The sequence below is a fragment of the Prevotella herbatica genome (assembly GCF_017347605.1).
Classification (GTDB): Bacteria; Bacteroidota; Bacteroidia; order Bacteroidales; family Bacteroidaceae; genus Prevotella; species Prevotella herbatica.
In genome coordinates this window covers 3,448,990-3,461,667 of the sequence record NZ_AP024484.1, presented here as the reverse complement: position 1 = coordinate 3,461,667, position 12,678 = coordinate 3,448,990, and the positions used below count along the sequence as shown (strand labels likewise).

10 protein-coding genes are annotated in these 12,678 nt (G+C 38.7%); 5 read left to right on the top strand and 5 right to left on the bottom strand.

Going from position 1 to position 12,678, the window contains the following annotated elements; genetic code table 11:
* Positions 1–9: 9 nt before the first annotated feature.
* The 5 genes from prwr041_RS13350 to ligA form a co-directional block, all read right to left on the bottom strand.
* Positions 10–1,161, bottom strand: a complete 1,152-nt coding sequence (locus prwr041_RS13350) for a fimbrillin family protein (RefSeq protein ID WP_207154272.1) — start codon at positions 1,159–1,161, stop codon at positions 10–12.
* 353 nt (positions 1,162–1,514) lie between these two features.
* Positions 1,515–2,657 (bottom strand): fimbrillin family protein, encoded by a 1,143-nt coding sequence (locus prwr041_RS13345; protein WP_207154271.1) that lies wholly within the window; start codon positions 2,655–2,657, stop codon positions 1,515–1,517.
* Between the two features lie 228 nt (positions 2,658–2,885).
* Entirely contained in the window at positions 2,886–3,938 is a 1,053-nt protein-coding gene (locus prwr041_RS13340) for a DUF5119 domain-containing protein (protein ID WP_207154270.1), read from the bottom strand.
* On the bottom strand, positions 3,935–4,564 hold the full coding sequence (locus prwr041_RS13335) for a DUF3575 domain-containing protein (protein ID WP_207154269.1): 630 nt from the start codon (positions 4,562–4,564) through the stop codon (positions 3,935–3,937). Before prwr041_RS13335 ends, prwr041_RS13340 begins: the two co-directional genes overlap by 4 nt.
* Positions 4,565–4,596: 32 nt before the next feature.
* Positions 4,597–6,624, bottom strand: coding sequence for an NAD-dependent DNA ligase LigA (ligA, locus tag prwr041_RS13330; protein WP_207154268.1), 2,028 nt, complete (start codon positions 6,622–6,624; stop codon positions 4,597–4,599).
* Between the two features lie 705 nt (positions 6,625–7,329).
* Between ligA and rhuM the strand changes: the two genes are divergently transcribed.
* From rhuM to prwr041_RS13305, 5 genes are all read left to right on the top strand, one after another.
* Positions 7,330–7,467 (top strand): RhuM family protein, encoded by a 138-nt coding sequence (gene rhuM, locus prwr041_RS13325; protein ID WP_237072255.1) that lies wholly within the window; start codon positions 7,330–7,332, stop codon positions 7,465–7,467.
* A 438-nt stretch (positions 7,468–7,905) separates the two neighbouring features.
* A complete protein-coding gene (locus prwr041_RS13320; protein WP_207154267.1) occupies positions 7,906–8,784 on the top strand; it encodes a tyrosine-type recombinase/integrase in 879 nt (292 codons plus the stop codon).
* Positions 8,785–9,162: 378 nt separating this feature from the next.
* Positions 9,163–9,762: a DUF3575 domain-containing protein gene (locus prwr041_RS13315; RefSeq protein ID WP_207154266.1), complete on the top strand. Its 600-nt coding sequence runs from the start codon at positions 9,163–9,165 to the stop codon at positions 9,760–9,762.
* 41 nt (positions 9,763–9,803) lie between these two features.
* Positions 9,804–11,273, top strand: a complete 1,470-nt coding sequence (locus prwr041_RS13310; RefSeq protein ID WP_207154265.1) for a tetratricopeptide repeat protein — start codon at positions 9,804–9,806, stop codon at positions 11,271–11,273.
* A gap of 46 nt (positions 11,274–11,319) precedes the next feature.
* Positions 11,320–12,492 (top strand): fimbrial protein, encoded by a 1,173-nt coding sequence (locus prwr041_RS13305; protein ID WP_207154264.1) that lies wholly within the window; start codon positions 11,320–11,322, stop codon positions 12,490–12,492.
* Positions 12,493–12,678: the final 186 nt, after the last annotated feature.

Below are 12,678 nucleotides of genomic sequence, written 5' to 3'. Positions count from 1 at the left end.
TTTAACTAATTATTCGGCAATAGTGGTATCCCATTCTGCAACATTTGAGTCAAACTGTATTCCGCTCATTCCAAGTAATACATTTATAGAATAGTTTTTGCCTGCTTCTAAAGTCATATTTGATATTGTTTTTTCCGCATTATTCTTAACTCTAAAATAGCCTCCAGCCAAATTGCTATCTTTAGTCGTTAACCAATAAGTTATACTTATTGTTAAATTTCCTTTTGAAGGTATGAACGTTAGATAACGTTCTTTATTATCAGAAGTATTTGCCAAAAGATTTGTTGTGATATTTGTTACGCCACTTATGCTATCAGTACCCTTGCAATCGCCTCCATCTCTTATATTTTCAGCTATTTGATTATTATTTATATTGAATACTGTTTCTCCATTTGTATTTTCCCATTGTGGAGTATAAGCTATTTCGTTGTCAAGATTCAATGTTCCGTTGCTTGGGAATGAACCTGAAATAGTTATATTCTCAATAGTAATCTTGTTTCCATCTGCAATATTCTCATTTGAGTTAGAATTGAATACTCCTTGAATGTTTAGGCTAAGTCTTGCTAGGGCATGGCGGAAGTTGAAATTCACTTCTCCATTAGAGTTTAATGAAGTCATGTCTTTCAGAGCTTTACCGCTTTCTTTTGAAACAGCCCATAACAAGTCGATTGTGTTTTCTACGTTTGAAGAATTTGTGAAGGTAAGTTTTGGGGCACCTAAACTGCTGTTAGATGTAATACTTGTAATACCCTCTGAATTTACACTTGAGTCTACGTACGGGGCATAAGCAAAGAAGCTATTTTGGTTTTCCATTGATGAACTACTTGTCGGCCAATATTTTACGGGACTATAGTTCCATGAATCACCTTTATTTGTTGAGGCGACTTTCTGATTGTACATAAAGTTTGGAGAGATGTCTTTAATATCAGCTTCAGAACTATTGAATGCGAAGACGCCGAAACCGTTTTTTGCAGATAGAGTGGTTGTTGAATTGTTGACCGCACGACTTGAAACTGCTTTCTCGATATAGGTACCGAAAACAACAGGCTTATACTCATTTTTTGATTCTGTTCCATTTATTGCAGAATCTATGAGTTCTTCATTTGAACATGATGACAAGCTAACGATTGCAATCATGATAAATAGTGCGATCTGTTTCATAATCAAAATGTTTAATGCGTTCAACAGTTTTAATAATCTATCTAAGATAAAGTTGAATTTAGTAATATTGTGATCACTTTGATATTTTATCGCTCTAAAATATTTTAATCTTAACTTTTAATGCTTCTTTGACTTTTTAATGCTAAATCTTCTTTCTTTTATTTTTGTGTATAGCAAATATAGTCCTTTTTTATTTAAATCAAAAATATATAGAAGTTTGGTTAATTTAGTTTAACTATGTGTGCCCTAACATTATGTTAATAAATATTCGTTAACATATATATAATACAAAGAGGGGACAAAGCCTGTAGGCTTTGTCCCCCTCTTTATATATAATTAGTTGATTCTACTGCTTAGTTGACCGATAAATCAAGACCGCTAGGATTTGTCGTACCTGTACCCCAATCTGAAATATTTGCATCGAATGTAATAGCTTTAGGAGCATTACCAATGGTTAAATTTAAACTATATTGTTTGTTTGCCTCAAAGTTGCCCGCAAATGTGATATCTTTTGTAACAGTATACTTTTGGCTTATATTAGCTTCTGCTGGTATGTCCTTATAAAACGTTCTAACCCAATATGTTACCGTTATGGTCATTTTCGGGGTACTGTATGATGTTAAAGGTATTAAATAACATGATTTATTATCAGCCAGTATAGACTCAGCCACAGTTGTTACTCCGTTTACATTTTGTATAGCAGTTGGGTCTCCAGGTTCTGCAAAATCTTTATTAATGCCGGTTTTATCAATCGAAAGACTAATATTTCCGCTACCACCATATAACCAAGTGCCATCAACAAGACTTAAAGTTCCTGATTGATAAAGATTTGTATTTGTGATTGTAATATTATCAATAGTAATCTTAGTATTTGCATCAACTGCAGATGAAGCTACAGCATTAATGTTAAATTTAGCTAAGGCGTGTTTGAACGTGAATCCAACAACGCCGCTTTCACTCGTTAAATTAATATTATTATCAGCGTCTGTTCCTTTTTTAACACCTTTAAGCAGGTCTACACAGTTTGTTATATCACCACCTAAGTTATAAGTAATATTGGGATTACTGGTATAGTTGTTACTAAGACTTATAATACCAGAAGTCTCTGTGCCCTGAATATTAACATAGGGTGCGTATGCAAAGAAACTGATTTTGCCACTAGTTGGCCAATAGCGTTTTTGATCGTAACTCCAAGTTGTTGAACCGTCTGCTGCAGTGCTTCCAGTAACTTTAGTGTTGTACATAAAGTTAGGTGCATCATTGGTTTGGTTATAATCACCTTCTGTATAACAGGCTAACACTCCAAATCCATTTGTCTTAAGAGTTTCTGTAGTTTCCGAACCAATCGCCCCAGCACGGGTTTTTGCCAAATATGTATCAAATGAAACTGGCGTTTGTGTAGTTCCTTCTGTATCAGCCAAGTCTGAATTCTGTGAACAACCAGCTAGTGCCATTACTGTTGCAGCAGCAACAGTAAACAATAGAATCTTTTTCATAAGTGTTTTTAATTTACTTGAATTTTTATTTGCTCCTTTTTTGAGCTTAAATTTAATCTAAATATTTACTTGTCTTGAACTAGGATACTTATAAATCCATTATGGTTCCTAAAAATCGATGCAAAATTATGTGATAATCATGTATCAACCAAATCTTCTCTTGTTATTTAGTTTTGTTTAACATGTTTAACGCCGCAATTAAGTATTTTATGTTAAAGATCTACCTTCCTATATATTGATATCAGTAGTACCGCCATCTCCCCAGTCATCAACTTCAGCATCAAATCCACTACCTCCTGAATTATGATTGTCAATCTTAGGTAACTCAGGACCGTCGTTAATGATAAGTAATAAGTTCTGTGTAACCTTAGAGGTTGGCTCCAATGCTCTTGTTACTTCTTGTGCATAATTTATAATTTTGCCTACATTGTAGGTAAATAGTTTTTCTGTTTTGTTGTCGTTCAGTTGGAGATATAGCGTTAGTACATTGTCATCATCAATTCGTGAATTAATATTTTCTTTACCGTATGGTAAGCCAAAAGTTGACAAGTTTATAGTCAACCAACCGCTTGTGGCTCCTGTTGAATCGACGCTAGCCTTCATGTCCTGTAATAGAAATGTTGCCTTGTCTGTAGAGGCATGGTGTGTTGTAAGGATATATCCTCCAGCCAAACCATTTATGGAGCCTATTGAACTTTTAATACTATTAATGTTGTTAACCCTAATTCTTATAGTTAGTTTTGTATTTACAGGTTTTGGCGTTTCTTTTATGACATATTTCTTAGTTGTCGAATCACTTCCTGTTGTATTGAAGTTTTTTGAACCTGATATCATTTCTTCTGTTATTATTATTGTATCAGTGATAACAGCAAGATCCTCAGGCTCCTGTTTATATTCAACTCCTGCATCCCAAGTCCCATTTGTGTAAGTACTTGATTCAATATCATTCAATTTCACTTGTGCTGAATCATAGTTATTCATTTTGTTAAATGTGAATGAATTGAATTCAGTGGTGCTAAGATTGAAAGATAACATTTTCCACATTCCTACTCCCAGGTTTAATGGCATACTGGTCGTGTTGTTTGATATATTCTGTTGCGTAGAGCCATCGCTGCCATAAGCCATTAACGTTACTCCCGATGGAGGAGCTCCAACGGCTGTCTCCCAGTCATATTTTATTGCAACTACAGCATTATCATCAGAAACATATTCTAATGGTCTACGGTCACAAGCGCAAACAAGTACCAATGATGCGATTAATATAAAAATCAACTTTTTCATTTAGCGCCTCCTTTCTTGCTTTTTCCTAATAACCATACCAAACTAATTTTTGCTTTAGTTGGACCAACGTATGTCCAGTGTTTGCTATATTGATAAATAAGATGCTGATATTCATACATTGCCTCATAATGTTTGTAAGGACCAACAGCAATACCTGAAGATAGAGAAAGCTCAATATTAAGTTTCCTACCTAGTTTGTGAGTCCATCCATAGGTTATACCTGTACTGTAAAATTCTCCCTGATTACCTTTTGCATTCCATTCTAAGTCGTATTTGCCAATTGCAGCATATAACCCAATAAAATGTCCCAATAAAGGATGACTAATATCTTGTTTACTCATCCAGTATCGAGTTTCAATACCAGCCATATTAACCTCGTAAGCTTTCGTGTTACTTTTTGTCTTATACCAAGGAAACCAAATCTCAGCCATTATACTCATTCGTTTTTGCTTGCCTAGAGTGGTTTCTACTTCTAAGTTTGGAGTTATTGCTGCATCAAATAGCATATTCGTTTTGAGTGCTATTTTGGGAGAATAACTATTGCTACCGACATCTTGAGCAAGTGACGGTATGGCTATACATATTATATATATAGTAATAAAAATGATTCTCTTAAAATTTGCCATGAGTCGTATGGGGCTTATTTATTTTATTTACTTTACTTTACTTGTGTGAACTTCTCCATGAAGTCTTTTTCCGAAATTATTTTAATGCCAAGTTGATTTGCCTTTTGATTTTTTGAGCTGGCGGATTGTAAGTCATTGTTTATCAGATAGCTTGTAGACTTGCTTACGCTACCCGTTACTTTTCCCCCTTGGCTCTCAATATATGCCTTTAGTTGGTTGCGATTTTTGTATTCGTATACATCACCCGTTATTACAAATGTAAGTCCATTGCATAAGTCACCTTCAGTGTCTTTATCTTCCTGTGTGACATTTATCTGCTTAAGGAGGTTGGCTACAATAGTTTGATTTTTCTCATCGTGAAACCATTCTACAATTCGTGCGCTCTTTTCAGGTCCTATTCCTGAAATGACAGCGAAAGGAGTATCTCCTCCAGCAACAACTCCCTGACTATTTCCACTTGCAATTTCTATTAACTGTTGCAACGGATAAACTTTGAGAAGACGATTACATACATCCTGACCACACAATGGAATGCTGAGAGCATATAACAGATGATGTGCCTCCACGTTACGTGCAGCCTCGATGGATTTTAATAAGTTTCGTACGCTTCTGTCTCCAAATCCTTCCATGAAGGATAATTCAATAGCATGAGCTTTCAACTTAAACAAATCTGCATACTCTTTAACCCATCCTAGATTAATGAACTTTGCGACAGTCTGTTCAGAAATACCGTCTATGTTAACTCCATCCTTGCTTACAAATCTTGCAAACTTTCTTAGTTGTTTTGCAGGACATTTGTGGTTTGTGCAATGCAATGTCTTTGTCTGACTAGCAGGACTTATTGTCACCTCTGTGGGTGAACCACATACCGGACATTTGTCTGGAATCTGTAATAGTCCAACTTTGTTGTCAACTTTAATGACTTTTGGTATGATCTTGTTTGCTTTGATTACGCTGATGCGAGTGCCTTTATCACCAATATCCAGTCGCTCACATTCACTGATATTGCACAATGATGCACGCTTTACAGTTGTACCTTCCAATGTTACTGGATGGAAAACAGCAACAGGCGAAATCGTTCTTGCTGCACAGCTCCATTCAATATGATCTAATTCTGTTTCAGCACTTTCATCTTTCCATTTGAAAGCGTATCCTGCGCGTGTAGCATGGTGTCCGGTGATACTGCCAGTTTGTGCATATTCAGTATCATCGTATGTAATCACAAGTCCGTCAACAGGGTAGGGGTTGGAGTTATTTTCATTAGTGTCATCTTTTGAAGTTCCAGTTACTCTTACTGTCCAGTTGTCAATAGCCTTAGTGATATTTTCTAAATCAGGATTTTCTATAAATTGTCTCTCAACAGCTTTCATGCCATTTCTTTCTAGCCAATCCATTCTTGCACCCCATGATAGTATTTCCTCGTCGGTATATACTAATGTAAATGGTATCCATTTCAAATGGCGACGTTTCACTTCGTTCAGGTCTTTTAGAGTAAGAGAGCCTGAGGCTAGATTTCTTGGATTAGCATATTCTTCTTCGCTTTCGATATTGAATTGTTCAAAATCTTTATAGCTGATTACGCATTCTCCACGTACAACAACATGTCCCTCAGAATTTATATTTTGAGGAATGCCATCTATAGCTGATGCTAAATTAGTTATGTTAGTTCCAATATGTCCATTTCCTCGAGTAACAACTTTTGTCAATTTGCCATTGTCAAATGTAACTACTAATGTTAATCCGTCAAGTTTCCAACTTAACCATATTGGTTTACTTTCAGCCCATTTCGCTAGTTCTTGAGGATCTTTTGTCTTTGCAAGTGAAAGAGCGGCAAATTCATGTTCTTCTTTATTGCCACTTATATTGTCTTCAGAAACGCGATTGGTTGGAGAGTCAGGAAAACGTTGCCCAGTCTCAGCTTCTAATTGCTTAACCTTATCGAACATGGCATCCCACTCATAATCAGTCATGAGTTCACCTTGTCCGTTGTAGTATGCGTCTGCTGCTTTGTTAAGTTGAGCAACTAATTGCTGCATTAGCCTGAGTTTATCTTCTGCCATATACAATTTTTCCTTTTAACCGGCAAAGTTAAATAAAAAATTATAATTCGCCAAAATAGTTATTGTACTTTAACTAAATGACTTGATGAGTGTTACAAAGTTTTGATTAAGAAACTTTTTATAGCGACATGGTACAAGTGGTTATTATATAACTGGATTTGTTTGATCATTAATGTGTTGTGCAGCTTATCGTTAAATGTTTTTCTAAGTATACCGATTTAGGTTTATAGTATTTCTTATAGAAAGATTTAAATGTTTGGATATTTAAAGTTCTTTCTGTACACACATCATGTAAGAATGAATAACAACCAATCTGGTAAGGTGCAACGACTTACTTGTAAAAAAAATATTGATGAGTATTCTTTTACATACTAAATTATGAAAAATAAAAAAATCCCAAAACTTTTAAAAAGAGCAAACAACCTCTATTGGTAATATAAATGCTTGATTGATAGTGTATTAGCGGTGAAGATGTGCTTCCACCAACCTCCACTATCCTCCACGTTCTTGTAAACTATTAAGAAATATTCGGATGCTGATAAATATATATGTATCACTTTAAGATAAAATTGCTTTAAATATATTTTACATTATTTCTAATTCCCCTATTGTCTCTTCGTTATTTATGATGAATTTAAAACATAAAAAGCTTGCTGTAGATTGTAAAATGTGTGTATTTTATGAAAATTCATCTCATTTGTACAAATGTTTTTTGCAGAAACACAAAATAAATTATTATATGCTGTTACCAATAAAACTGCAGCAGAAATTATTGTGAACCGTGCTGATGCTTCAGGTGATAATATGGGATTAACATCATGGAAAGGTAAAGTTGTTTTCTAGTGCGTTATTATGGCGCTTTGTATGAACAATAGTTCTATCTTTGCACATATCTAATAACGGTTTGGTTATCTGGTAATTTTCTCGCAGATTTACGCAGAGAAAGACAGTTAGTGTTACTATTGTGGTTCGTCTGCGATTATCTGTGAGATCTGCGGGAGAATAGGCCGTTTTACAGATAGTATAGCTACATACAAAGAGAAAGAAATCTGCGGGAATATGCATCTGTTTTAGCAGATACTGCAAATATATACAGTAAAGAGTATTAGTGGGGAACTGCAAGGAACCCCCTTTGTCTATTATTTTGACTGACATATATAATCTGTACTTAAATAACAGTGATTCGTCTGTTATTAAATTTAAAATGAGATTGTAGGTTCTTTTTATTGGTCTTTGATTTGTAAATTTGTAATTCACTTTTTAAATATTATTTTAATTATTATGTCAGTAACATTCTCATCTTTTACCCAAACCTGTATTTATGACCTTCGGCAAGAGGGTCGTTTTGCAACCGCGCACCTTTATGACATTTCACTGCGCTCATTCTGTAAATGTCTCGGTCACGATGTTATCCGTTTCAGTGAGATAAACCGTAATTCACTTTATCTGTTTAAAAGGTATCTTATAGAGCGGCATTATTCCCCCAATACTCAGTCCACTTATATGCGCATGCTCCGTGCCTTATATAACAAAGCTGTTTATGCAGGGCTTGCCAAACATGTCTATAACCTGTTTCACGATGTTTTTACGGGCATTGACAAAAGCCATAAGAAGGCGATGTCGCCTGTTGACCTGAATAAACTCTTTTTTGGCAAGGTAAGCAGTCCAGCCCTTATCCGTGCCCAGCAGATCGCCAGGCTGATGTATTGTCTCTGTGGTATTCCCTTTGTTGATTTTCAGCATGTCGGCGCTGATTCAGTCAAAGACGGATCTCTGAACTACAGTCGCCGTAAGACGGGTGTCTGTGTGAGTATTCCTGTTAATAAAGAAACTGTTGCTCTTATAGAGAAAGCGGCAGTATGCCCTTCAGACATGAATACCGAGGAGGGCTATCGCCATTACCAGTCATTGCTTCGCAAGTTCAACGCCAGTCTTTCGCGTCTTGCCAGTAAGCTTGGTATCAAGGCTCATGTGTCTTCCTACACCATCCGCCATTCTTGGGCTACCACAGCTTTGTACTGTCATGTTCCTGTGGAGGTGATCAGTTCCGCTCTCGGTCATGCCGACATCAAGACCACGCAGATATATCTCAAGGGCTTCAATGCCAAAGAGATCGGGCTTGCCAACAGAAAGGTATGCAGGTGCGTGGAAAATAAATGAAGTGTTGAATTGTCTTTTTGACAGGCGATTACGCCCATAACACAGACTCTCAGGTACAAATAAAAACAGCCGTTACTTTACAAGTAACAGCTATAAATATTATTTGGCAAATGTAGTGATTAATTTATTGAGTTACATATAATTTTGCATTAATTAACCAAAAACCGCGGAAAAACATATTAATGAGGACACAGACGTTCAAAACATACTCGTATTTGAACATATTTTAAATATTTTCTCATCTATATCCTCCTGTCACACGTAACAACAATTTACGCGTGCCAGCCCTCTTCGTGCAATTTTGTACCCTAAAAGTCTTATGTTCCTTTCTGTTACTTGTAAAGTAACGGAACGTGTAATTATAGAAGAGATAATTGGATGAGTAAATTAAAATTTCATAGTACGAAATGTAGGATGAGTGATATTATATTAAAGTCATTTTTGCTTTTATTGGTATCTATGCCATCCTTGCGCCTTCATGCGCAGCATGTCGCGCTGAAGTCCAATTTGCTTTATGACGCATTATGCATTCCATCCCTGGGTGCTGAGGTCCGCCTTGACAGTACTCTTACCCTGAGCGTTTCCTCAACTTACTGCCCTATATCCTACGGCAGTGACCGTAAATGGAAGAACTGGTCAGTCCAGTACGAAGCCCGTCATTGGTTCCGTAAGTCCTTCCGTGGTCCCTATATCGGAGTCTTTGGCATTCATGGAGGTTTCAACCTAAACCGCATTCCCGTTTTTCGTCTTACCAGTCATCGTGCTGAAGGCAACTTCAACGGTGCCGGACTCACCTTCGGCTGGCACAGGATTCTCTCTCCCCACTGGGGCATAGATACATCCCTTTCTGCGGGCTATCTCCATCTGCGTTATCGCCATTACCGTGAGGGAACCTATGGCTACCTTGAATATACAAAGGGTAGGGACTATGTCGGTCCTGTCTCCCTTTCGGTATCACTGGTGTATATCATTAAGTGATAATAATAAGATAATAACAATGAAATAATATTTATAGAGAAATGAAACTATTACAATCTGCATTCTTTCTTCTTGCCTTCAGCGGAACGGTATCCGCAGCATCCGCCCAGACTGTCTACGGCGGTCAGATCTACGTCAACTCCGAGAACTTCACCCGTCAGGGCGACCTACTCCGTGTCCGCATGAAGGTAAGCTACGACAGCAGTGTCGTTGGCAGCTGTGAGTCGCTCGTCTTCACTCCTGTCCTGAAGACAGACAGTGCCGTCTCAGTCCTGTCTTCAGTGGTCATCAATGGTCGTGAGCGTGAGCGCGATGCTCATCGCACAGAAGTCCTTTCCGACAATCGCCGCAACATGCCCATCGTTGTCAAGGACAGCCATGCTGCCAAGCGCTACTTCATCTACGACACCACAGTTCCTTATAAGGACTGGATGCAGGAGTGCCGCATGTATGTGGAGAGTGAGGAACTTAACTGTACCGGTCACCGCGGACACGTCTATGAGGACCTTGTGCTGAAGAACATCTATCTTCACGACATGAGCAATGATAATCCCGATCCCAATGTACATTATTATAACCTGATGGACTATGTTCAGTTTCTTCAGCCTCAGGGCTCCGACATTGACAAGTTCCATCGCAGCGGTGAGATTCAAATCTTCGGTAACAAGTCGCTCGCCAAACTCAGCGGCAGCAGATTCAACCGCACCGTGTTCAATACCATCGCCACTGACGTGAAAAGTGAATTGCAGCGTTACGGTACGAGCCTCGTAGGTCTTCGCATCAACGGTTTCGGTGCTCCTATCGGCAACTACCGCCGCAACGAGAGTGAGGCAATGGAACGTTCCCTTGATTTAAAGAAGTATTTGATGAAGCAGAAGCTCACCAATCGCAACGACCTTAACGTGAGTTGGCTAGCTGAAGACTGGGACAGCATCTCTTCTCTTGTAGCTGGTAGCGGCATGAACCTCCGCGAAGCAGTTGTAGACATCATCAAGAGTATCGACGTAGTCAACGGTCGTGAGCGTGAAATTGAGAACATCGGTCACGGTATGCCTTATGAGTATATGGTGAAGTTCATCTTCCCGAAGGTATACCGCATCAAATATACGCTGACCTTCCGTCACGATGGTTTCGACAGCAACTCTGCCATGCAGCATCTTGGTTCAAACCCTGCAACGATGACGCTGGGTGAACTCTATGCCACAGCAGGATTCTATAAGAAAGGTTCTCGCGAATACAACGATATCGTGGACTTGACAGCCCGTCTCTTCCCTGATAATCCCGAGGCAAACATCAATGCAGCCGGTGTGGCTCTCACACGTAACGATGTAACCCTTGCGCATAAGTATCTTAAGCGCTGGGAGACTGATTCAAGAGCCTACTGCAATATGGGACTTCTTTATCTTAGCGAGGGCAACCGCGATAAGGCAGAGGTTTACCTAAAGATGGCAAAGGCAGCCGGAGTTACTCAGGCAGACAAAGCTTTGAGCGAACTGATGAAGATGAAATAACGAAAAGGAATAAAAATAATATTAATAATTAAATTGATTTATAATTATGAGAACAAAACCAGCAATACTAGCCTTCTTCGCATTGGCAACCATAGCCACGCAGGGCTTATTTACATCATGCTCAAGTGATGAAAACCTGAGCACAGAGAAGCCTTCAACGGGTACTCAGACCCTGAAGATAAATCTTAAACCTGCCGACACTCGTGCGGCAGCCTATACAGATCCTGGTACGGATGCTGAGAATAAAATCAACCGCGTCACGATAGGCATCTTTGATAAGACAACAGGTGCCGTAAAGACAATACAGGATGCCCTGAATGCAGCTGCTCCTGAAATCATCACCAGTCAGCTTGTTGCAGACGATCATATACTTGTAGCGGTGAATGCTCCAGCTGGAACCTTCACTGGTGTTCTTACCGAATTAGCCTTCGAAAAAAGTACTCTCGGGATTGATGATGCTCTCCCTGTAAGTGGTACTGGAACTGTAGACCCAGCAAATCTTCCCATGTTTGGTGCTGCAAAAATAACTCAAATCGGGACCACCCCAGCTTACACGGCAGACGTAGCTGTATCCCACATGGTAGCAAAGGTAACCCTGAAATCTCTCAAAGTAGCCTTTGATGCAACCGGAGCCTACAAGGACGCTACATTCACTCCAACAGAGGTGTTTATGTACAATGTCCCTGATAAGTTAGACTTCGATTTCTATCCTGCAAATACCCCGACCTCATACGTCTATAATTATTTGACAACCCCTACCAATACCCCTAATTATTATAATGGTCTGATAGGTGATGCTTCTTTAAAGTCTTATCTGGGAACAGGTACCCTTGATGGTACCCTTAAGGATAAGACACTTGCGACGACGTCTAACTGGGGCACAGCCGGTACGAACCTATTGTATCTTTATACCATGCCCAACAATTCCACAAAGCCCACACAGCTTGTTATCAAAGGTTCCTTTGATCCTGACGGTAAAGGTACTACAGTTCCAGTCTACTATCCAGTTAACATCAACTACAACTCTGATAACGGTAATGCCGCTGAAGGTACAACCCCTAAGCAGGTATATCCAAACAAGAACTATATTGTAGACGTAATCATTAAGGGTAAGGGTGCAGACAGTCCAACAAAATCTTTGGACCCAGAGACTGTTACAGCCAATATCGTCACAGTTAATTCGTTCGTTGATGCCACTCAGTCGAATACATTCAATTAATACGAAAGAAAAAAGAATAACAACGAAATTCACGTAACGCGATGAAGAAAAGGCAAATAATGATAATCCCGATACTGTCACTGCTGATGTTACTGACCGGCTGCATAAACGACGACGATAGTAGTCGTGTGCAGTATAGTGTCGGCGTGCGCCTTGTGACAAAGACGGGAGCGCTTCTGCCTGATT

Bases quoted from the DNA above. Each gene is read 5' to 3' on its own strand.
- prwr041_RS13350 (WP_207154272.1), bottom strand. From the start codon at position 1,161: ATGAAACAGATCGCACTATTTATCATGATTGCAATCGTTAGCTTGTCA.
- prwr041_RS13345 (WP_207154271.1), bottom strand. From the start codon at position 2,657: ATGAAAAAGATTCTATTGTTTACTGTTGCTGCTGCAACAGTAATGGCA.
- prwr041_RS13340 (WP_207154270.1), bottom strand. From the start codon at position 3,938: ATGAAAAAGTTGATTTTTATATTAATCGCATCATTGGTACTTGTTTGC.
- prwr041_RS13335 (WP_207154269.1), bottom strand. From the start codon at position 4,564: ATGGCAAATTTTAAGAGAATCATTTTTATTACTATATATATAATATGT.
- ligA (WP_207154268.1), bottom strand. From the start codon at position 6,624: ATGGCAGAAGATAAACTCAGGCTAATGCAGCAATTAGTTGCTCAACTT.
- rhuM (WP_237072255.1), top strand. From the start codon at position 7,330: ATGTTTTTTGCAGAAACACAAAATAAATTATTATATGCTGTTACCAAT.
- prwr041_RS13320 (WP_207154267.1), top strand. From the start codon at position 7,906: ATGTCAGTAACATTCTCATCTTTTACCCAAACCTGTATTTATGACCTT.
- prwr041_RS13315 (WP_207154266.1), top strand. From the start codon at position 9,163: ATGAGTAAATTAAAATTTCATAGTACGAAATGTAGGATGAGTGATATT.
- prwr041_RS13310 (WP_207154265.1), top strand. From the start codon at position 9,804: ATGAAACTATTACAATCTGCATTCTTTCTTCTTGCCTTCAGCGGAACG.
- prwr041_RS13305 (WP_207154264.1), top strand. From the start codon at position 11,320: ATGAGAACAAAACCAGCAATACTAGCCTTCTTCGCATTGGCAACCATA.